Annotated in this window: 15 protein-coding genes; 4 read left to right on the top strand and 11 right to left on the bottom strand. The window is 34.2% G+C overall.

The annotated features are described in order from the left end of the window. Positions 1-47: 47 nt before the first annotated feature. Entirely contained in the window at positions 48-821 is a 774-nt protein-coding gene (locus tag NYQ10_RS19615; protein WP_289877923.1) for a dienelactone hydrolase family protein, read from the bottom strand. 108 nt (positions 822-929) lie between these two features. Beyond that, entirely contained in the window at positions 930-1382 is a 453-nt protein-coding gene (locus tag NYQ10_RS19610) for an Lrp/AsnC family transcriptional regulator (RefSeq protein ID WP_276172869.1), read from the bottom strand. Between the two features lie 222 nt (positions 1383-1604). Here NYQ10_RS19610 and rocD point away from each other — a divergent pair, with 222 nt between their 5' ends. Beyond that, positions 1605-2858: an ornithine--oxo-acid transaminase gene (gene rocD, locus NYQ10_RS19605; RefSeq protein ID WP_289877922.1), complete on the top strand. Its 1254-nt coding sequence runs from the start codon at positions 1605-1607 to the stop codon at positions 2856-2858. A 138-nt stretch (positions 2859-2996) separates the two neighbouring features. Here rocD and NYQ10_RS19600 read toward each other — a convergent pair whose 3' ends face one another. From NYQ10_RS19600 to NYQ10_RS19560, 9 genes are all read right to left on the bottom strand, one after another. Next, a complete protein-coding gene (locus NYQ10_RS19600) occupies positions 2997-4655 on the bottom strand; it encodes an arylsulfatase (protein WP_289877921.1) in 1659 nt (552 codons plus the stop codon). A gap of 38 nt (positions 4656-4693) precedes the next feature. After that, positions 4694-5956 carry a YeiH family protein gene (locus NYQ10_RS19595; protein ID WP_289877920.1) on the bottom strand — a complete coding sequence of 421 codons (1263 nt, stop codon included), beginning with the start codon at positions 5954-5956 and terminating at the stop codon, positions 4694-4696. A 64-nt stretch (positions 5957-6020) separates the two neighbouring features. Continuing rightward, positions 6021-7640 carry a sulfatase-like hydrolase/transferase gene (locus NYQ10_RS19590; protein ID WP_289877919.1) on the bottom strand — a complete coding sequence of 540 codons (1620 nt, stop codon included), beginning with the start codon at positions 7638-7640 and terminating at the stop codon, positions 6021-6023. A gap of 97 nt (positions 7641-7737) precedes the next feature. Further along, entirely contained in the window at positions 7738-8445 is a 708-nt protein-coding gene (locus NYQ10_RS19585) for a thioredoxin domain-containing protein (RefSeq protein WP_289877918.1), read from the bottom strand. A 91-nt stretch (positions 8446-8536) separates the two neighbouring features. Beyond that, positions 8537-9604 (bottom strand): sterol desaturase family protein, encoded by a 1068-nt coding sequence (locus NYQ10_RS19580; protein WP_289877917.1) that lies wholly within the window; start codon positions 9602-9604, stop codon positions 8537-8539. A gap of 233 nt (positions 9605-9837) precedes the next feature. After that, positions 9838-11763, bottom strand: a complete 1926-nt coding sequence (locus tag NYQ10_RS19575; RefSeq protein WP_289877916.1) for an arylsulfatase — start codon at positions 11761-11763, stop codon at positions 9838-9840. A 56-nt stretch (positions 11764-11819) separates the two neighbouring features. Further along, a complete protein-coding gene (locus NYQ10_RS19570; protein WP_289877915.1) occupies positions 11820-13742 on the bottom strand; it encodes an arylsulfatase in 1923 nt (640 codons plus the stop codon). Positions 13743-13772: 30 nt separating this feature from the next. Then, positions 13773-15245 carry a RagB/SusD family nutrient uptake outer membrane protein gene (locus tag NYQ10_RS19565; RefSeq protein ID WP_289877914.1) on the bottom strand — a complete coding sequence of 491 codons (1473 nt, stop codon included), beginning with the start codon at positions 15243-15245 and terminating at the stop codon, positions 13773-13775. A gap of 18 nt (positions 15246-15263) precedes the next feature. Next, entirely contained in the window at positions 15264-18386 is a 3123-nt protein-coding gene (locus NYQ10_RS19560) for a SusC/RagA family TonB-linked outer membrane protein (protein WP_289877913.1), read from the bottom strand. A 1073-nt stretch (positions 18387-19459) separates the two neighbouring features. On the opposite strand from NYQ10_RS19560, the gene NYQ10_RS19555 reads away from it, so the two are divergent. The 3 genes from NYQ10_RS19555 to NYQ10_RS19545 are packed head-to-tail and all read left to right on the top strand — an operon-like array spanning position 19460 to position 23616. Then, a complete protein-coding gene (locus NYQ10_RS19555) occupies positions 19460-20935 on the top strand; it encodes an MFS transporter (RefSeq protein ID WP_289877912.1) in 1476 nt (491 codons plus the stop codon). 11 nt (positions 20936-20946) lie between these two features. After that, positions 20947-22539, top strand: coding sequence for a magnesium transporter MgtE N-terminal domain-containing protein (locus tag NYQ10_RS19550; RefSeq protein WP_289877911.1), 1593 nt, complete (start codon positions 20947-20949; stop codon positions 22537-22539). A gap of 27 nt (positions 22540-22566) precedes the next feature. Further along, positions 22567-23616 carry an MFS transporter gene (locus NYQ10_RS19545; protein ID WP_289877910.1) on the top strand — a complete coding sequence of 350 codons (1050 nt, stop codon included), beginning with the start codon at positions 22567-22569 and terminating at the stop codon, positions 23614-23616. Positions 23617-23680 lie beyond the last annotated feature (64 nt).

Below are 23680 nucleotides of genomic sequence, written 5' to 3'. Positions count from 1 at the left end.
TGAACTGGTTGATTAATTTGTTTTTGGTTGGGTTGAGTTAAATGGTTTTATTTTTTTAGAACTTCATTTAAGAAAAGCTGTAAATGCTCAAAAGATCTTTTTGCTGCAACAGGATTGTAAGCAGCTCCTTTAGAGTTATCACTTCCAGCTTCTGGATTTGTAAATGAATGAACAGAATTTGCATAATAAATCATTTGCCAATCTGCTTTAGAATCGCGCATTTCTTGTTGAAAAGAAATGATTTCATCTTTAGAAACAAACGGATCATCAGCTCCATGGCAAACTAAAACTTTAGTAGAAATTGGTTCGATTTTTCTGCTCGCATCTTTGCCTAAACCTCCATGAAATGAAGCAATACCTTTTACATTTAGATGTCCGCGTGCGGCTTCTAAAACTCCAGTTCCTCCAAAACAATATCCGATTGCAACAATATTATCGGCGTTGGCTCCAGATTTTACTAATTCTTTTAAAGCCGAATCAATTCTCTTTTGATACGCTTCATAATTTGTTTTATAAAATCCAGCTTGTTTTCCTGCTTCGCCAGTATTTTTTGGATAATTTCCTTCGCCATAAATATCAGCGATAAAAACATGATAGCCAAGTTTCGATAATTCTTCTGCAATTCCTTTAGAAGCATTATCAATTCCTAACCAAGCTGGCAAAAGTAAGATTCCAGGATTGTTAGCGCTTTTTTTAGCAGATTTTACAAATAAGCCATTCAGTTGCTGGCTACCTTCAGTATATTTTACGGGCTTTAATTGCGCATTCATAAGATTAGAAAATAAGATTGCACTGAATAAAATTAGAGCTGTGTTTTTCATAATTCGACAATTTTTAACAAATATCAGAAATAATATGTTACAAAAAAACCTCACAAGTAAATTCTTGTGAGGTTTGTAACGAATATTCATTTGTAAGAATAAATATATTTATAATGATATATTTCTTTTAAAAGCGCAACCCAATTCTACAATAGAATCGGTTTTGGCAATTCCTGGAATACCATCGATTTTTTCGTAAAGAATGCGACGCATATGTTCATGATTTTTGGCAATGATTTTAATGTATAAGGTAAACGAACCTGTAACATAATAACATTCTGTAATTTCGGGAATTTCTTTTAACGCTTCGATAATTCGGTCCGAATCAGAATCTTTATTTAATGTGATTCCGGTAAAAGAAGCCCAGTCGTAACCAATTTTCTTTTCCTGAATAATCGGTTTAATTCCGCCAATTACGCCTTGTTCGATCATTCTGTTAATGCGTTGATGCACCATTGTATTTGATATTTTCAAATTAGCGGCGATTGCAGAAAAAGCCATTCTGCCGTCTTTTTCTAATTCTTTAATAATACTAATATCAAATTCGTCTAATAAATCCATTCAATAAAATCTTTAAAATTTCAGTAGTTGATGATTTATAAAAGTAATTCTTTTTTTTAATAATCAATGATAAAAGTGCGTTTCTATTAAAATAAATATGGTTTTTTAAAAGCTTTAAAATGTAGTTTTTGACTTGTTTTTTATTATTTTAAAGTCAAAATTTAATTTTTAACTGAAAATTAATTTAATTTTTAATATTTTTGTCAAAATAAAAAGCAGATTATGATTAGTACAGAAAAAGCACTTTCGTCAAAATCAGAAGTTTTGATTGAAAAAGAGAATAAATACGGAGCTCATAATTACCATCCGCTTCCGGTAGTTTTAGAGCGTGGAGAAGGAGTTTACGTTTGGGATGTTGACGGTAAAAAATATTATGACTTTTTATCGGCTTATTCTGCAGTAAATCAAGGTCATTGCCATCCAAAAATTGTAAATGCAATGGTTGAACAAGCACAGAAATTGACTTTGACTTCGCGTGCTTTTTACAATGATAAATTAGGAAATTACGAAGAATACGTAACCAAATATTTTGGTTTCGATAAAGTTCTTCCAATGAATACAGGAGCTGAGGCAGTTGAAACAGCTTTGAAAATTTCTAGAAAATGGGCTTATGAAGTAAAAGGAATTCCAGAAAATCAGGCACAGATTATTGTGTGCGAAAATAATTTTCACGGAAGAACTACTACAATTATTTCATTTTCGAATGATGAAACAGCTCGTAAAAACTTCGGACCTTTTACAGATGGTTTTATTAAAATTGAATATGATAATTTAGACGCGCTAGAAAACGCTTTAAGTTCTTCAAAAAATATTGCTGGATTCTTGGTTGAACCAATTCAAGGTGAAGCAGGAGTTTATGTTCCTTCTGAAGGTTATTTAGCAAAGGCGAAAGAGCTTTGCGAAAAACACAATGTTCTTTTTATTGCCGATGAGGTTCAGACTGGAATTGCGCGTACAGGAAAATTATTAGCTGTGCATCACGAAAACGTTCAGCCTGATGTTTTAATTTTAGGAAAAGCGATTTCTGGAGGAGTTTATCCAGTTTCAGCTGTTTTGTGTAATGATGAAATCATGAACGTAATCAAACCAGGTCAGCATGGATCTACTTTTGGTGGAAATCCTGTTGCGGCTGCCGTTGCAATTGCAGCATTGAATGTGGTTAAAGACGAAAAACTGGCTGAAAATGCAGAACGTTTAGGAATTATTTTAAGAGATGGTTTGAATAAAATCGCTGAGAAAAATAACTTGATTACTCTTGTTCGCGGAAAAGGTCTTTTAAATGCCATCGTTATCAATACTGACGAAGAATCTGATTTGGCTTGGGAAATCTGCTTGAAATTCAGAGACAACGGATTATTGGCAAAACCAACCCACGGAAATAAAATTAGATTGGCACCGCCTTTGGTTATGACAGAAGATCAAATTAATGAATGTCTGGAGATTATCGAGAAATCTTTGAATGAGTTTAGAAATTAATTTAATTTCTTCTTTAGATAAAATACAAAAGCAGCAAAGTAATTGCTGCTTTTTTTATGTATAGTTTGTTTTTTAAAAGGCGATTGTTGTAAAGACAATCGCCTTTTGGTTATAATTACTAAAATATCAAAAAAGTAATTATTTTTTTAAAGCAGCGCCACCTGGCATTGTTTCTGGTTTAAGTTTGAATTTACTGTATTCTACAACTCCAGTTTTATCGGCCCAGTCAAAATATTTGGCAGAAAGCTGGTTTACAATTCCAAGATTTTGAGCGGCGACATTCGTGGTTTCTCCTCGATCAGTTTCTAGATTATAAAGTTCCCATTCGTACGACGGATAAATAGAAACCAATTTCCATTTTCCATCGCGAACGGCTCTGTTTCCGGCTCTTTCCCAGAATAAAGGTTCACCGCGATTTACTTCAGAAGCATTTTCAAATAAAACAGGTAATAAACTTTTTCCCGCCAACGGATTAGAATTTACGCCATTTAAATTTTTAGGATATTCAATTCCAGCCAATTCATAAAAAGTAGGAGCAAGGTCAATAATGTGTCCCGTTCCTTTGTCAATTCTTCCTGCTTTTATTTTTGATGGAAACCAAGCGATAAATGGCGAACTGAAACCGCCTTCGTGCATATTATTTTTATATTGCTGTAAAGGTGTATTGGATAAATAAGCCCAATTTTGTTCCTGATAATCAAATGATCCAGAAGTTCCAACTGGTCCTTCATTTCTAACCAAACCTCTTCCTAACGGATTGTAAGTATTAAATCCGCCTTGAGCACCATTATCAGAAATGAAAATAATCAGCGTGTTTTTATCTTTTTTAAGTGCTTTAAGTTTGTTTAAAACTTTGCCGACATTTTGATCCATGTTGTCTACCATTGCCGCGTAAACTTCCATTTTTGCTTTCCAAAATTGTTTTTCATCGTAAGTCAGTTTGCTCCATTCTGGAACTTCTGGATCTCTTGGCGAGATGGTTTGGTTGGGAAGTAAAATACCATTGGCTTTTAATTTCTCAATTCTTTTTTCTCTCAAAACATCCCAGCCTTCATCAAATTTTCCTCTGTATTTTGCAATATCAACTGGTTTTGCTTGCAAAGGCCAATGCGGAGCAGTAAATGCTAAGTATAAAAAGAACGGTTTATTTTCTTTGTTTTGTTCGTCTAAGAAAGTCACAGCATTATTTCCAATTTCGTCTGTAAAATAATAAGAATCATCTTTTGGATGGAGTTCTTCGTTATTGCGAATTAATTTTACCGGATAAGGCGTTTTTCCGAAAGGCAAAGGTTTCGTATCGAAATAATTAGAAGCACCTTTTAAGATACCGTAAAATTTATCGAAACCTCTTTGATTTGGCCATTGCGCTTGATCTTCAGAACCAACGTGCCATTTTCCAGATAAAAGCGTGCTGTATCCGCCAGAACGAAAAACTTCGCCTAAGGTTAAAGATTCTTTGTTTAAATAACCTTGATAGGCTGGCAATCCTAAATTGACATCAAAAAAACCAACGCCCGCTTTATGCTGATATTGCCCAGTTAATAATGAAGCTCTTGTTGGAGCGCAGATAGAATTGTTATAAAATTCGCGAAGACGCGTTCCTTCTTTTGCCAATCGATCTAAGTTTGGAGTGTTAATTTCTGAACCATAATTTCCTAAATCCGAATAACCCATATCGTCAACCATAATCAAAATTATATTGGGTTTTGATGCATTATTTTGAGCATTTGATTTAGAAATAGTTGCCGTTCCAGAAAGAAGAAAAGCAAGTGCAATCTTTTTAAGTTTGGTATTCATGGTAATGTATTTTTGTTTTTAATTCTAATCACTTTAAATTATTTACTGAAAAGTAAAAAAGCGATTATAAGAGTAATAATGATATTGAATAATTGTGCGATTAAGAAAGCGATTAAAGGTTTCTTACTATTATTTTGAAGCAAATCTTTGAAGTTAGTTTCTAAACCGATGCTTGTAAAAGCTAATGCAAACCAAAGTCCTTGCATATTTTTTAAGCTTTCTTTTACTGCGTCGCGAGTTTCGGGCGTAATGAAAAATGAAAAAACAATCGAAGCGGCAATGAAACCGATAACAAATTTTGGAAAACGTTCCCAAATCACATTCAGCGTTGGTTTTGATTCTAAAGCTTCTCCAGATTTGTTATGCGTGTAAGTCCAATAAACAGAAATGGCAAAAGCGGCAATTCCTAATAAGACGTTTTGAGAGAATTTTACAATCGTGCTAATTTTTAATGCCGTTTCGCCAACCAAAGTTCCAGAAGCAACCACAGCGCCAGAAGTATCGATGCTTCCTCCGAGCCAAGCGCCAGTTACTTCTTCTGGGAAATTGAAATACTTAGCAATAATTGGCATGAAAATCATCATGGGAATTGCAGTTACCAAAACGATAGAAATGACATAAGACAATTTTTTAGAATCTCCTTTTATCGCTCCAGAAGTTGCAATTGCAGCAGAAACTCCGCAAATGGAAACTGCACTAGAAATCATCATCGTTAATTCGTCGTCTATTTTTAATTTCTTGCAAAGCCAAAAAGCAAAATACCAAACCGATAAAACCACAATCAAAGCTTGAATTAATCCTAAAGATCCTGCTTTTAGAATATCTGAAAAGATGACGCTTGTGCCTAATAAAACCAAGCCGATTTTGACAAAGACTTCTGTAGAAAGTGCCGATCTAAACCAATCGGGAAGTTTGAAAAAGTTTCCAATCGCTAAACCAATTATCAAACTAAAAATAACCGCTTCTAAATTGATGGATTTTATAGCTGAATTTCCTGCGAGAATTAGCGCTATTAAAGTCAAAACATAAACTATTGGAAAAGTAAATAGAAAATATTTTATGGATTTTCCAATTAAAAAAGCACCAAAAGTTCCAATAGAAATTAAATATATAAATTGAATGAAAAGTATTTTAAGGTTTTTAAAATCAAATACTTTCGCTGTTAAATCAGTAGTGTCTGACCAGCTAAAAACGGGGACTTCTGGAAGAAAGATAAAAAGTGAAATTCCGATGATTATAAATCCGAGAATTACGACGGTCCAGTCTTCGTGAATAGTAAATGGTTTGGGTTGAGTTGACATTTATTAAATTTTAGATTATACCCGACAGGTTTTTAAAACCTGTCGGGTTTGTAGAATACTTTCATTACAAATCGACAAAGTATTTTTGTTTGCCAAAATCGAATTCATAATACGTTAAATTTGGCCAAAGTGGTTTAATTAGTCCTTTTTCCCAATTTTGTAATGCAGTTTTTAATTCTTTTACTTTTTCAGGATTTTTTGAAGCCAGATCGATAGTTTCAGATTTGTCTTTGGCAAGATTATAAAGCCATGTTTCGTGTGTTTTTCCGCTTACGATTAATTTCCAATCGCCGCTTCGAATCGCTTTTGCATCGCCCGAACGCCAGAATAAATCTTTGTGTGCTTGTTTATTTTCGTTTACCGTTTTTACTAAATCTACGCCATCATAAATTCTGTCTTTTGGTAAATCAGAACCAATTGCGGTAGCGATTGTAGAAAAAATATCTAATGTGCTAACAGGCGTTTTGTAAACGGTATGCGGTTTTATTTTTCCTTTCCACGAAAGTGCAAAAGGAACATTAATTCCGCCCTCAAAATGCGAAAATTTACCACCTTTTAATGGTGCATTTGTAGTAGCAAAAGTATAATCTGCACCACCGTTGTCACTTGCAAAAAAGATTAAAGTATTTTCTTCAAGACCTTCTTTTTTAATTTTTTCACGGATTCTTCCAATTGCATCATCAAGCGCACTAATCATCGCAAAATAAACGCGTTTGTTTTCGTCTTTTACATTCGGAAAACGATCGTAATATTTTTTACGAACTTGAAATGGAGTATGTGGCGCATTAAACGGAATGTAAAGTAAGAATGGTTTCTTTTTATTTTTATCGATAAAAGCTTCTGCTTCTTCTGCAAATTTTTCCGTTAAATAAGCCTTTTCATCAATAATGGTTGAATCACGACGAATTTGCCCGATTCCGACACGGCCTTTACCCCAAATCATTTTATCTGTAAAATCTTTATGATGATGATTGATAATGTCCGGATTGTTGTCTTCTGGAGCAAAAAGTGAAAAAGCCTGATAAAATCCGTAATGGTAATCGAAACCACGATCTAAAGGAAAAAATCCCTTATTATGCCCCAAATGCCATTTACCAATTATACCAGTACTGTAACCTTCGCGTTTAGCCAAATCTGCAAAAGTGATTTCAGATTGCGGTAAACCTTGAGTTGCAATTGAAGCATCATTTGGATATTCGATTTTATCATTTAATCTCCAATTATTGGTATTCATGATATATTTAAAAGCGTAATATTCTAAATTGTTTTTTGGATAACGATCGCCCGGTTGATATTCATGCCCGAAACGTTCCTGATATCTTCCTGTGATTAATCCGGCTCTAGAAGGCGAACAAATAGAAGAAGAAGCGTAACCTTCTGTAAATGTGACTCCAGAAGCCGCCAAAGAATCAATTTGTGGAGTCGGAGTAGATTTTCCGCCGTAGAGCGAAATATCATATTTTCCTAAATCATCGGCAAGGAGAATGATGATATTAGGCTTTTTTGCTGTAGATGTTGAGGTATCTTTTTTAGAAAGAAAAGCAGCTTTTCCGTCGACTAATTTTTGATCGGGTTTAATTAATGTTCCGTCCGTATTAATTGGCCAGAATAAAAATGTTGCGAGAAGAACTAGCACAATTAAAATGCCGATAGCAATTTTGGTTATTTTTTTATAGTTTGCCATTATGGGTTAGTTTAATTTTATCTTGGAATTGAGAACTTTGTCAAAGTTTCAAACTTTGACAAAGTTTTTTGCCTGTATTTCAGAATGATATATGAATTTACTTCGAAGCCAAAGCGACATCAACATCTTTTTTCAAATCGTTAAAACCATCTTTTTTGAAAACAACTTTACCATTTTGATATAAAATCAAAGTTGGAAAAACCTTTACCGTTTTTAAATCGGCAATTATTTGCGGACTCGTTTCTAAATCAATTTCTACGATTTTTAAATTTTCGCCATATTGTGTTCTGATGGTTTCTAAAACTGGTTTTACTTTTGTACAAGCGCCACAATATTTAGAACCAATATCTACCAAAACAGTTTTATTATCTGCAATGATTTTATTGTATTCAGAAAGCGTTAATTTGCTTTTAGAATTGGCATAAAAAGGTTTTCCGTTTCCGATCCAATTTGCAATTCCACCTTCTAAACTGTAAGCTTCTTTAAAACCATTTTTTAATAATTCGTCAGCAAGCCAAACGCTTCTTCCAGCTCCGATAGAATACGTGAAAACCGGTTTTGATTTGTCTAATTTTGCTACTTGTGCCGTATAATCTTTCGATTCCAAATTGAAATTTACTGCGCCGTTAATATGGTTTAAAGCAAATTCTTCCGGACCGCGCGCGTCAATTATCTGTGGTTTTTTCTCCGCTTGAATTTTGCTGTAAAAAACATCTAAAGAAACGGTATTCGAACTTTTATTTTGCGAAAAACCTACAATTGTAAAAAGCAAAATAAGTGCTGTAATAATGCTATTATTTTTCATGATAGAAAGGTTTTGATAAAAGCTGGCAGTGTATTCAAGGTTAATTTTGAATACACTGCCATACTTTATGTTTTTATTTAACTTGTTGAAATTAAGCTTGTTCTAAAACTGGCGTTTGTTCTTCGGTTTGAACTGTATTTTCTACAGGTTTTGCTTTTAAAGGAAATGACAATACACCTTCAGCAAGAGAACTTCCTTCTTTTTTAGATTTGAATATTGGCCACAAAAATTGCGCGTACCATTCTTCTTGTTTGTATGATTTTGTTCCGTAAGATTCTGGGAATTTACGAGTGATTAAGCCAGTTCCAAAAATCATATCCCAGATAAAAAACATGTTTCCGAAGTTTCCTTTAAAGTGTCCAACTCCGTCTCCGCTTGTATCTGCGTGATGTGCGTGATGCGTTGCAGGAGTCGAAATCAATCTTTCTAAAACCCAAGCAATTGGATGTAAAACTTTGTATTTGTAGAAAGGTTTGTCCCAAGCAATACTCGAATGCGCGCCCAAAGTGATGATGCTTTTAATCACCAAAACAAATAAAGCTGGTAATCCTAAACCTAAATACGTTAAAGTTGCAGTTAAATATATTTGTGAAAAGAAAACGGTATAAATAAAGTTTTGTCTAGAAGCCATCGCCATTCCCATATAAGGAGCAGAGTGGTGCGTTCTGTGAAAACGCCATAAAAATGGAACTTGGTGGTGTAATCTGTGATACCAATATTGCGTTAAATCATCTGCAATTGCGATTAAGAAAAATCCGCCCCAAAACGGAACCCATGATAATGAATTTGCCGCGTTTGGCAATAAATATGGTAAAGCTGTTAAACTGAAAAAAGCAATTACAGGCGGTAAAAGTAATTTTGGTGCTAAGAAACAAACAATATCAATTTTACGTTCTTCGCCAGTCCAATCATCATCGTATAAACCTGCTGCAAATTCTACAATTCCCAAAACAATTGTAAATACGATTAATCCCCATGATCTGATATTTGCAAAAACGGGTTGCGCAAATTCTAACCAAGAAGGTAATGTCAAATGAGATTCGCTTACAGCTCCTCCAGTTAATTTAAAGTAAAGGTAAATTGCCAATACGGGCAATGTATAAATAAAGAAACTAATCGTTAAGTCTCTCACTAATTTTTCTTTTTGAACTATTGCCATGATTTCTTATTTTAAAAATTGATTAATTATTGTTAATCCTCCAGCCAAAATTGCTAGCGGAACTAAAAACAAGATTATCCCAACGACAATCTTTTTTCCTATAATTTCATAATCTACTCGTTTCATCTGTCTGATTTTTAATAGCTAATGTAAAACTAAATAAAATATCTTTTAATTCTATGTATTTAGTAGAATTAAATTAATTCAACTACTAACTTTTTTGTTATATTTTTTTATTTATTCTTTTTGTGAATGCGCTGTCTTAAAACATCTTGCCAATCAATTAACGGATAAAGATTGTTTTTCTTCGCTTGATTGTCAAATTCGGCTTGAAGCTCTTTCAGTTTTTCCGGATATTTTTTAGCTAAATCGACTCTTTCGTTAAAGTCAGTATTTAAGTTATAAAGTTCCCAAACGTCATTATCAAAATTACTTGGCTCGTCTTTTTTAGATAAAGCATCATTTTGAGTAATATCAATATAATCAGGATGATGCGGCGCCGAAGCTTTCCAACCATCTTTGTAGAGAGATCTTGAACCAAAAATGTAATAATGCTGAATTTTATGTCTTGAAGGCGCTTTTGCGTCGGCATAAGAATAGGCTAGAGAAGTTCCTTGAATAGAATCTTGTTCAATTCCTCTGATTTTTTCTGGCGCTTTAATTCCGACAGTTTCTAAAGTGGTGGGCAGAATATCAATTACGTGTCCGTATTGTGTACGAATTCCAGGGGTTTTAATTCCTTTTGGATAATAAACAATCAACGGATTTCTTGTTCCTCCTTCAGAATGTGCATCTTGTTTTAGATTTCTAAACGGAGTATTTGCTGCCAAAGCCCATCCGTGCGGGTAATTTTCTTTTGTCGCCGCTGGAGTTCCTAATAAATTAGTTTTAGCTAAATTACTTTTCAAAGATTCTTCTTTAATTTTTGGATCAGAAAGTTTTCTAAAAGATTCATCAATTAAACCAATTGAACTTCCTTCTTTACTGGCTCCGTTATCTCCTAAAACAATATAGAAAATGGTATTATCAAGCTGATTTATTGATTTTAAATGATCTACAATTCGGCTTACTTCATAATCGGTATATTCTAAATATCCAGCGTATATTTCCATAAACTGAGCATATAGTTTTTTCTCATCTGGAGATAAAGTACTCCAAGCCGGAACATAAGAATCACGAATTGTAAGTTTTGCATCAGAAGGAATTAAACCTAATTTTTTCTGATTAGCAATTACTTTATCGCGATAAGCATCCCAACCATCATCAAATTTGCCTTTGTATTTATCGCTCCATTGTTTTTCTACTTGGTGCGGAGAATGTGTTGCTCCCGGCGCGTAATACAAAAAGAACGGTTTGTTTGGAGCAGCATGTTTCTGGCGATCGATATAGGTAATCGCTTTATCTGTAATCAATTCGCTTAAATGTTTGCCTTTAAGATCGGTCGTAAACTCATTTTTAGACTTGTCTTTTTCGGCACCATTTAATTTTGTGCTTCCATTTAACCAAGTCTGATCTTCTACCAAATCAGGATTATATTGATCGGTTTGCGAACCTAAGAATCCGTAGAAATGTTCGAAACCTTTTCCAGTTGGCCATCTGTCAAACGGACCTGCATCTGTTGCGTCTTCGTCTGGCGTAACACCATATTTTCCGACTGCAAAAGTGTTGTAACCGTTGTCACGCAAAATCTCAGCAATTGTTCCTGCCGAAGAAGGAAGTCTTCCGTCCCAACCAGGAAATCCTGCTGACATTGATGTATGCGAAAATCCGCCGACATGCACTGCGTGCGAATTACGTCCAGTTAACAATGCAGAACGTGTTGGCGCACAAATAGCTGTGGTATGAAAGTTGGTATAACGCAAACCGTTATTGGCTAATTTTTCGAAAGTAGGCGTGTTAATTAAACCTCCAAAAGCGCTTGTAGCTCCGAAGCCAACATCATCCAATAAAATCCAAACCACGTTTGGTGCGCCTTCTGGAGCTTTTACTGGTTCTATCCAATATTCTTTAGAATCGGCTAAAGTTTTGCCCACAACTCCTTTATAATTTGGATCAGGTTTTGACTGTCCAAAACTAAGTTGGGCAAAAATCAAAGCTGTAAGCAAAAGCCCTTTTTGCGGAGTTTTGAGATTTGGTATGTTATTTTTTATTTTTTTCATTATCTCTTTTTTTGATTAACCTGCAAGATTTAAAAAAACTTGCAGGTTGGTAATCATTATTTTGTAGTTTCTGTATCTGCAGGTTTAGTTACTTGTTTTACTAAATCCTGAAGCGTTTTTCCTTTGTCAGCAGCAGTATTATGTATTCTTCTGTTGTAAACATCTTGCCAGTCAATAAACGGATAAACATTGTTTTCTTTTGCCTGTTCGTCAAATAATTTCTGAAGTTCAGCTAGTTTTTCAGGATATTTTTTAGCTAAGTTATTACGCTCGTTAAAATCTTCGTTTAAGTTGTATAATTCCCAAACGTCTGTGTCGAAATTACTTGCAACTGGTTTTTCATTTTTACCTAAAGATTGTTTTACCGCAAATGAATCTGGTAAATGCGCAGCAGAAGCTTTCCATCCATCTTTGTAAATGGCTCTGTTTCCGAAAATATAATAATACTGTACTTTATGTAAAGATTCTGCTTTCGGATTATCTAAGGAAGCTTGAAATGAAGATCCTTGAATAATATCTTGTTTTATTCCTTTGATATATTCTGGCGCTTTAATTCCTGTAATTGCTAAAGTTGTAGGAAGCAAATCTGTAACATGGCTGTATTGATTTCTGATTCCGCCTTTGTCTTTAATTCCGTTTGGATAAAAAACAATCAAAGGATTTCTTGTTCCACCTTCAGAATGTGCATCTTGTTTCCAGTTTTTGAAAGGAGCATTTGTTGCCTGCGCCCATCCCAAAGGATAATTAGTATTTAAACCTTTTGCAGTTCCAATTTCACCAATATTATTTAAGTTGCTTTGAAGATTTTCTTCCTCAGATTTTCCTTGAGAAAACAAACTTTGATTGATTGTTCCTTGCAGAGTTCCTTCTTTACTTGCGCCGTTATCTCCGATTGCTACAAAAATTAAAGTATTATCAAGCTGTCCGCTTTGTTTTAAATAATCAACAACTCTTCCAATTTCATAATCTGTATATGTCAAAAATCCTGCGTAAACTTCCATGAATCTTGCATATACTTTTTTCTGATCTGGCGTTAATTTTTTCCATTCTGTAATTAAAGCATTACGTTCTGGTAAAACTGCATTGGCAGGAATCGTTCCTAATTTCTTTTGATTTACTAATACTTTTTCACGGTAAACATCCCAGCCTTCATCAAATTTTCCTTTATAAGGTTCAACCCATTTTTCAGCTACTTGATGAGGTGCATGAACCGTTCCCGGCGCATAATACAAGAAAAATGGTTTTCCTGGTGCCGCTTTTTGCTGTTTTTGAATATAGCTGATTGCTTTATCAGTAATTAATTCGTTTAAATGTCTTCCGTCAGGTTTAATATGCACTTGATCTTCAACCAAATCAGGATTGTATTGATCGGTTTGAGAACCTAAGAATCCGTAAAAATGATCGAAACCTTTTCCAGTTGGCCATCTGTCAAATGGGCCAGCATCTGTTGCATCTTCATCTGGCGTAACACCATATTTTCCAACCGCGAAAGTGTTGTATCCGTTTTCACGTAAAATCTCTGCAATTGTTCCTTTATCCGAAGGAATTCTTCCGTCCCAACCTGGAAAACCTGCCGATAAGATTGTATGCGAAAATCCGCTAACGTGAACTCTTCCAGAATTTCTTCCTGTTAACAAAGCCGCACGGGTCGGAGCACAAATTGCTGTTGTGTGGAAGTTGGTATAACGAAGTCCATTGTTGGCTAAATTATCAAAAGTCGGCGTGTTGATTAATCCTCCAAAAGCAGAAGCCGCTCCAAATCCAACATCATCTAATAAAATCCAAACTACGTTTGGCGCACCTTTTGGCGCTTTTACAGGATCTGGCCAATATTCTTTAGAATCGGCAAGAGTTTTACCAATTGTACCTTTAAATTCTTCTTTTTCTTGAGCAAAGCCAAATTGTGCAACCAGCAATGCAGTAATCAAAAGCCCTTTTCCAGAGCTTTTGATTGAAGTGTTATTTTTAATTTTTTTCATCTTTTAATAGTTTTTTGGTTGTGGTTCTAATTAATATCCAGGATTCTGTGGTAAACCGTCAGGGTTGATATTTCTTTCACTTTGTGGAATCGGATAAAGATTATTTCTTTCAGAAACAGAGTTTTTAGCCGTTACTTTTTTCACTTCAGTAACCAAAGTTCCCCATCTCACTAAGTCAAACCATCTTTGCCCTTCTTGAACAAACTCTTTTTTGCGTTCTTCCTGAATTGCCGCTCTAAAAGTGGTTTGATTTAATCCAACTAAATCAACTGTTACATCTGGAGTTGTAATCGCTTTTCCAAAAGCCCTTCTTCTCACTTGATTAATCAATTCGTAAGCTTCGGCTGTTGGTCCGCTTTGTTCATTTATCGCTTCCGCTAAAGACAAAAGAATGTCCGCGTAACGAATCACAGGAAAGTTGATTGCTACGTTTGCAGGAGTAGCCAAATTGGTCAAATCCAAATATTTTTTGAAAATTGGTTTCGGAAAAGTATAAAGCGTTCCCGTTGCTGGATTTAACAATTGTTTGGCGTAGCTCACATCTCTTCTTTTATCTCCAGCGGCATAAATGTCATAGAATAATGCAACGTCAGAAACTATATCAGCAGGTTCAGTTGCTGTAAATCCTGTAAAAGAAGTCGCTTGAAAAGTACTTCCGCTAGAACCATTTCCTGCTTGATTTGGCTCAAACTGTACAGAGAAAATATGTTCTTTTCCGTTCTTTTTAGTTTTAGTGAAAATATCTTGAAAATCTTCAAACAAAGCGTATCCGTAACCGCCATTAATCACTTCTCTCGCTTTTAAAATAGTATTTGGCCAATCTTTTCTTGTAATATACACTTTTGCCAAAATCGCTTTTGCAGCTCCAGAAGTAGCACGCCCAGCATCTGCTGTAGAGTAAGTTGCAGGCAAAGCTTCAGCATCTGTTAAATCTTTAATGATTTGAGCATAAACTTCTTCAACAGTTGCTCTATTTGTTTTTAAGCTGCCTAAATCAATAGAAGTTGCTTCATGCAAAACAATCGGAACTCCGCCCCAAAGGCGTACTGCTTGAAAATACAATAAACCTCTAATGAATTTAGCTTCGTTAATCAATCTTGTTTTAATAACTTCAGAACCAGTTACTTTAGGAATATTATCAATAGCAACATTTGCTCTGTTTATTCCCGCATAAATTTGTCTCCAAGCTACTTGAACTCGATCGGTAGTCGCATCGTGTGTTAAAGCACTCATTGCTCTTACTTGCGGATTGGTTGCAGAAACTCCCGCTGCTGCATAATCAGAACCCATATCGGTTAAGAAATAAAGGTTTCTTCCAAACAAACTTTGTTCTCCTGGATCAAGGCTTAAAGAAGCATAAACAGCAGTTACACTTGCTACAGCATCATCTTGAGTATTAAAATAATTATCTTCGGTTACAAAAGAGTTTGGTGTTACCTCAAGCTCCGTGCACGATACCAATAAACCGGCACTTAAAAGGAATGTTATAATGATCTTTTTCATTTTAATATATTTTTTTACTTAGAAAGTTACGTTCAAGCCCGAGATGAATGTTTTTGAGTTTGGATAAGAGCCAAAATCAATTCCCGGATATAAGTTGTTTTGTTCGTATGAACTTACCTCTGGATCATATCCAGTGTATTTTGTCCATGTAATTAAGTTTTCAGCAGAGATATACACTTTTACGCTTTTTGTTCCCAGTTTTTTAGAAACGCTTTTTGGTAATGTGTAGCCAAGAGTTATTAATTTCAATCTTAAGAAAGAAGCATCTTCAACATATCTTTCAGAAACAATTCCTAACGGTGAACTTGTCGCTCTCGGAATTTCATTGCTTGGATTTGTTGGAGTCCAACGATCATTCAACGTAGCCGCTGCGTTAGTTCCAAGAGTAGAAATTTCTAATTGCTGATTTAAAGCGTTGAATATTTTTCCGCCATAAGATCCTTGGAAAGAGAAATTTAAATCAAAATCATTGTATGAAATGGTGTTGCTGAAACTTCCAACAAATTTTGGCTGAGAAGTTCCTAAGTTTCCTTTATCCAAAGCATTGATAACACCATCGCCATTTGCATCTACATATTTTCTGTCTCCAACTTTAGTATTTGCCAAACTGTTAATTTTTGGCTGAGTATTTACTTCTTCCTGAGTCTGGAAAATTCCGTTTGTTCTATACCCCCAGAAAGTTCCTAAAGGCAGACCAACTTTTACAATAACAGGTTGTTGCTGTAATAAAGAACCGTTTGGAACTACAGGAAAAAACTCGTTTACACCATTTCCGATTTCCGTAACTTTATTTCTATTTAAAGAAAATACTAGATTAGAATTCCATGCAAAATTTTCTGTTTTCAAGTTTTCGGTTATTAATCCAACTTCAAAACCTTTATTTTCAACTCCACCAATATTTTGAAGAACAGTTGCATAACCAGAACTCAACGGAACTGGAACGCTGATTAACAAATCTTTTGTTTTTTTGTAGTACACATCAAAAACAAAATTGATTTTTCTGTCAAGTAATGATAAATCTAAACCAATATTATATTGATCTGTTTTTTCCCATTTCAAATCTGGATTTGCCAGTCGGGTAGGAGCGATACCAGTGTATAATGTTCCTCCAAAAGAATAATTTACAGAACCCATTGAAGCTAGAGAAAGATAATTTCCAATTTCTTGATTTCCTGTTGTTCCAGCGGTAATTCTAAGTTTAGCTTCGGTAACACCTTTAATATTGTTTGCAAATTCTTCATCTGTAATGTTCCAAGAAAAACCAGCAGACGGGAAATAACCCCAAAGTGATTCTGAACCAAATCTTGAAGATCCATCGGCACGACCTGAAAGGGTAAAATTGTATTTTCCTTTATAAGAATAATTTACTCTTGCCAGCCAAGATTTCAATACACTTTCGTAAGCTTCACTATAAGGTTTTACAGCGACACCATCTTGAAGCGCGTTGTAAGTATTAGCATCGTTTACAAAAGTGTTTGCTCCTGCATTTACCACTTCACCTTTTGTATATTGAAGCGTGTAACCTCCTAAAGCAGAAAACTTATGATTTTCTCCAAAATTTGTATTATAGTTTAATGTATTTTCATTCAAAACAGAACCTACCAATCTATCCCCAACAGAAGCTAAACCTTTTGTTCCTGCACCAGTAGTTGTGTTTGCAGGCGCATAATAATTTTGTTTTGTATTTAAAACGTCGCCGCTTACTGCAACTTTTGCAGTCAGTTTTTTAGTGATTTTATATTCGCCAAATAAACTTGTTAGTATTCTATTTAAATTGGTTTGATTAGTTGTATTCTCCAAATCATTAATCGGATTTGGCACATAACCATTTACAGAAGTCGTGTACGGATTATTGGTTACATTATAACTTCCGTCAGCATTTTTTATAGGAACGACAGGCGCAGTTAAAACGGCAGCTACCAAAGGGTTTGGAGTTCTTCCGCTTCCAGAAGTTCCTACTCCATTTGCAAGCGAATAAGTGTAATTGGCATTCACTCCAAATTTGAAATTCTGAGAATAGTTTCTTTCGTAATTAGCGCGAAGCGAAATACGTTTAAAATCAGAACCTAAAACAATTCCTTCTTGATCAAAATAACCCGCAGAAACCGAATATCTTGATCTTTCGTCGCCACCAGAAAAAGATAAATTATGACTTTGAACAGGTGCTGCAGTTCTAAAAGCCGCAGATTGCCAATCGTAATTTCCAGAAGTTTTAAAAGCTTCTATTTGTGCAGCTGTAAACGAAGGAGCTTGACCGATACTTGCCTGAACATCATTTCGTAAACTTGCCCATTCACTGGCATTCATTAATTTCAATTTCTTTGAAATATTTTGAAACCCGAAGTAACCTTGATACGAAATATTATCTTGTCCTTTTGTTCCTTTTTTAGTTGTAATAATAACAACTCCATTGGCACCACGAGAACCATAAATTGCTGTTGCAGAAGCATCTTTCAGAACTTCAATAGATTCAATATCAGCTGGGTTAATAGTAGACAAAACGTTTACACTTGCACCTGCATATGTAACTCCCGCAGAACTATTGGCATTATCGTTATAAATTAAGATTCCGTCAACAACATAAAGAGGTTCGTTACCCGCTGTAATTGAGTTTCCTCCACGAATACGTACACTTGAAGAAGCACCCGGACGCCCAGAACTTTGTGTAACTACAACCCCAGCAACTGCACCTCTTAAAAGATTATCAGCAGAAGAAGTTACTTGAGATAAATTAGCTTTTGGAACAGAAGATACAGAACCTGTAATATCTTTTCTTTTTTGAGTTCCATAACCTACCACAACAAGCTCATCAAGTTCTTGACGTTCTTCTTTTAAGTTGATGATAACTGGATTTTTTTCTACAATAATTTCTGCTTTTTTGTAACCAATATAACTTACAATTAAGGTATAAGGGAATTTCTGTCCAGTTTGAAAATAGAATTTTCCTTCAGCATCTGTAACAACACCGTGAGTTGTTCCTTTAATAGTTACAGATGCACCTATAATAGGTTGATTTGTAACATCATCGACCACAGTTCCATCCAATTTTGACTGAATAAGTGGGGTAGTATTTTGGGCTTGTATGCCTGCCGTTATGAAGAGTAGAAACAGCAGTATGTGTATATTTAACTTTTTTTTCATTTCTTTGTATTGGTTTTAAGTAATTAACAAGACGCCCTGAGCACTGTTTATACAGCACTCTAAAAGTGTTCTTGATTTAGTGATAAATGTTCTTTAAGCCTCGCCATTTCTGTTGCCGCAGAAATGGCTTTTTTTATTTACAGCAACAGGTTTGCATTGTTTTCATTTTAGTTTTTTTAATTGTTAGTTATTTTAATTTTGAAATATAGGTATGGTTTCAAGAATCAATCGCGGGCATTAAAAATGCATTTGAATGATTTTTGTATAAACTCAATAAATATTTTCGGTGGTGAATTTTTAAGAAATCTGCTTTTGAAATAAACAATAAAAAGCACATAACTAAATGTAGGTTTTTAACAACAGATACACATATAACAGAAAGTGTTATAAGTGTATATTTTAGGAAGAATGTAATGCGATATGCTTTCTGTCGTTTTCACAATAATAATTTTTATGTTTGAAACATTATTTAAACTCTACTAATCCTATAGACAAAGTTAAATTTTATATAATAAAAACCAAAAGTTTGTAAAGTTTTTTTTGAAAAATATTCACTCCTAGCAATTTATTTAAAAATATTTTTTACGTAAAGCCTTGTTTTTAAAGGGTTTTTAAAGAATTTAAAATTCAAACAAATGTTAAGAAAAATAATAATTAAGCATTTAAAATGTAGTATTTTATACTTAATTTTTTGGTTTTTAAATTCTTCTAAAATTTAAAAACAAGCAGAAAAACGTCAAGATTAGAGAAAAAGCATCTCATAAACAGAAAGTAATCAAACTTTTAGTCTGTCAAATGCAGATTTAAATTCAAGAAAATCAAAACTAATTTTAGTTGCGCTTAGTAATTTTAAAATTCTTACAATAGAACGTTTATAAATATCGCGCTTTATTTAAAAAAAAGGTATTTGTTTTTGTTGTAATTAGTTAATATATTGTATTTTAGATCGGTTTTTATGTTGAAGACTAATTTGTCTTTAATATGATATATGTCATATTTTGTAAGTATTTAAGGTTTTAATTTTGTTGCATTATTGAAGTGCAGCTTATTTCAATAATATTTAAAATTTTAATATGAATAACCTCTCTCAATCACACCGTATCTTATTTTTAAATACACTAGCTTTTACAGTATGTTTTGCATGCTGGACATTAAATGGTGTTTTAGTAACTTTTTTGGCAGATAAAGGAATTATAAATTTTACGGTTATTGAAACTGGCTGGTTATTAGGAATTCCAATTCTTTCGGGTTCTATTTTTAGGCTTCCAATCGGAATTTTAACGGATAAATATGGTGGGAAAATAATTTTTTCAACTTTACTTTTGCTATGTTCCATTCCACTTTTTTTACTGCCCTTTGCTGATTCCTTCTGGAGTTTCGCAGTTTTAAGCTTTTTCTTCGGATTAGTAGGAACCAGTTTTGCAGTTGGAATTGGCTATACATCTGTTTGGTATCCAAAAGAATGGCAGGGTAGAGCTTTAGGAATTTTCGGAATGGGAAATGCTGGTGCGGCAATTACTACTTTTATTGCGCCAACTTTACTAAATAATCTTTCAGAAAAAGATCCTGTAAATGGTTGGAAAATGCTCCCAGTTATTTATGCTGTTGTTCTTGTAGTTATTGGAATACTTTTTATTGTTTTTGCTAAAAATAAAACCAATCAAGGTGTTTCAAAAAACATAACAGAATTATTATCCCCACTCAAAAAAACAAGAGTTTGGCGTTTTGGAACGTATTACTTTTTAGTTTTCGGTTTTTTCGTTGCCTATTCGCAATGGCTTCTTCCCAATTTCATGAATGTTTACGGTACAACTTTAGTAATGGGCGGAATGTTTGCCACAATGTTTAGTTTGCCTTCTGGAGTCATCAGAGCTTTTGGCGGATATCTTTCAGATAAATTCGGAGCTAGAAAAGTAATGTATTGGGTTTTAGGCTCTTCAATTGTGATAAGCTTTTTATTGATGTTTCCAAAAATGGAAATTTTTACTGCAGGTCCAGGAGTTATGGCAGTCAACAATGGCGTTGTAACAGAAATAACCGCAGATAAAGTAATCGTAAACGGAAAAATACATCAAATAGAAGTAAAGAAAGATTCGGAAATAAACAGGCAATCCGTTTTTCCGGTAAAAACATCTTGGCAGGAAATTATAGTCAAACAAAATCAAGAAGTCAAAAAGAAAGAATTATTAGCGCAGGGAGTGACGCAAATAAATTTTAGTGCAAATCTCTGGGTATATCTGGTTTTGGTAATCCTTATCGGAATTTCATGGGGAATTGGTAAGGCCGCTGTTTACAAACATATTCCAGAATATTTCCCGAATGAAGTAGGAGTTGTAGGCGGAATGGTTGGTTTAATAGGCGGTTTGGGAGGATTTTTAGGTCCAATAATCTTCGGATATCTTCTCAATTATACTGGATTATGGACAAGTTCCTGGATATTTATTTTCGTAGTTTCTGTTCTATGTCTTCTATGGATGCACAGAACAATTATAAATGCAACCAGAACTAAATTACCAAACTTTACAAGAGACATAGAAAGCAATCATTAAAAAATAAACATATGAAAACTTGGTTAGACAAATGGGATCCGGAAGATGAAGCGTTTTGGAATTCTGGCGGAAGTAAAATTGCATGGAGGACATTAACCATCACAACAATTACCTTAACATTATCATTCGCTTCTTGGTTTATGATGAGTGTCATTGCAGTTAAATTGCCAGGATTAGGATTTAATTTTTCTAAAGATCAGCTGTTTTGGTTAACAGCTATTCCTGGGCTTGCAGCTGGATTTTTGAGAATTGTACATACTTTTTTGTTACCCATTTTTGGCACACGTCATATAGTATCTTTTGCGACATTAATTAAATTAATTCCAGTAATCGGGATTGGTTTTGCCATTATGAATGTCAATACACCATTTTGGGTTTTTGCAGTTTTGGCTTTTACAACAGGTTTTGGAGGAGGAGATTTCTCTTCTTATATGCCAAGCACAAGCTTGTTTTTTCCTCAAAGATTAAAAGGAACAGCTTTAGGACTACAAGCTGGAATTGGAAACTTTGGAGTTTCTATTGCTCAATTTGTTACGCCTCTGATAATTAGTGTCGGAATTTATGGCGCTGCTTCAAGTTTTACAAGTGTTGATCCTAAAGAAACGTTAGCTCTTTTACAAACTTCAAGTTTAGAAAAACAAAAAGAAGTTTTTGCCACTTTTGATGCTGAAGTTCAGACTAAAATACTTTCTAACGTAAAGACAAATGTCATCGATTCGGTAAGTAACGCAATAAATTCGATAGATAATGTTGTTATTTTTAATGCATTACCAATAAAAGCTAAAGCAAAAGCGATTGCAAATGCAAATCCGAAATTGGCCGAAAAAATATTAGACAACATTAATCCTGAAAATACAGCTGTTAAAAAGTCGGAAATTTACTTGCAGTCTGCAGCATTTTGGTATGTTCCATTTTTAATTATTATGGCAATTTTAAGTTGGTTTTATTTAAGAAGCATTCCAATGATGGCTTCTGTAAAAGAACAAATGGATATTTTTTCGAATAAACATACTTGGTATTGCACCATTACATATGTAATGACATTTGGAACTTTTGCTGGTTTATCTGCCGCTTTTCCTTTAATGATTAAATTCCTTTACGGAGATTTTCCAAATGCGCCAGATCCTTTAGTATATGCATTCTACGGACCATTATTAGGTTCTGCCAGCCGAATTGCTTTTGGATTTGTGGCTGATAAAGTTGGAGGAGCAATCCTAACAACCATTACAGGTTTAGGAATTTTAGCCGGAGCAATAATACTGATAACCCACGGATTAGTTGCACCCACAAGCATGGAACAATTTCCTCTTTTTGTAACCGTAATTTTAGCAATGTTCTTTTTTACTGGAATTGGAAATGCAGGAACATTTAGACAATATCCAATAATATTTAAAGAAAATCCGCGCCAAGCAGCTGGGGTAATTGGATGGACAGCAGCAATTGCAGCTTTTGGACCTTTTATCTTTTCTAAATTAATTGGAAATAATATTTCTTCTAATGGTACTGTAAATCAATTCTTTATTGGTGTTGCTATTTTCACTATATTAGCTACAGGTATCAATTGGTGGTTTTACAATCGTAAGAATTGTGAAAAACCGAGTTAAATAAGTAATCATTTAATTTTATTAAAGATGAAAAATAAAACGTTTAATACCAAAGCTTTACTTGTTGCAACTTTAGTTTCAATATTGACTATTGTGCTCGTTTTTTATGGTTCCAGAAAATTACAAAATTTTGATGCTGCACTAGTCACTTATTTATTCGGAACTGTATTTGCTTTCTTCGGAATCGTTTATCGCTATACAGTTTGGTTGCAAAGACCTCCAACATGGATGTACTTCAAGAGAAGTTTAAAATTTCTTTTTACCGGAAAAATATTCTCGCATTTATGGTTTTTAGGAAAAGAAACTGCTCAGAATATTGTGGTTCAAAAGTTTATTTACCCAAGAAGTAAATGGCGCTGGTTTGCTCATTTTTGTATTGCATTAGGTTGTTTGTCAGCTTTTGCAATAACAATTCCGCTTACATTTGGATGGATTCATTTTACGCTTGCGCCAAATTCAATATCCATTTACGAAGCACATTTCTTCGGATTTAAAATGATGGATTTTCAGATAAATTCATTTTTGGCATTTCTGATTTTTCATGCTTTAAACTGGTCTTCATGGTTAGTAATAATTGGTTCTGTTTATTATTTGCGAAGAAGATTAACCAATCCTGGATTAATTGCAACGCAGACTTTTGAAGGCGATTTATTACCGTTGATTTTGTTAATAGCAATTTCTGTAACAGGTTTATGTTTAACATATTCCTATCAATTTATGAAAGGATTTGCATATGATTTCCTTGCTGTAATTCATGCTGTAACTGTAATCATGTTTTTGATTTGGATTCCGTTTGGGAAATTCTTTCATATCATTCAGCGTCCCGCACAAATTGGAGCACATATTTATAAACAAGAAGGAATTAAAAAAGGAATGGCAGTTTGTCCGCATACCGGAGAAGAATTTGCTACAAAACTCCATATCGACGATCTAAAAATTGTAACCAAAGAACTTGGTTTTGATTTTACCCACGAAGACGGAACTTCTCACCTTGATTTAAGCCCAGAAGGGAAAAGATCTCGTTTAGCACAAGCACATTTAAAAGCCAGACTAGAAGGCGGAAATTTATTTGGATAATAAAAAATAGTTTCAAGTTTTAGGTTTCAAGTTTCAAGTTCTGCACAGAACGTGAAACTTGAAA

Origin of the sequence: Flavobacterium johnsoniae, assembly GCF_030388325.1 — a bacterium.
GTDB classification, from domain to species: domain Bacteria; phylum Bacteroidota; class Bacteroidia; order Flavobacteriales; family Flavobacteriaceae; genus Flavobacterium; species Flavobacterium johnsoniae_C.
The sequence above is the reverse complement of the archived record's forward strand: the minus strand, read 5'-3'. Positions and strand labels throughout refer to the sequence as shown.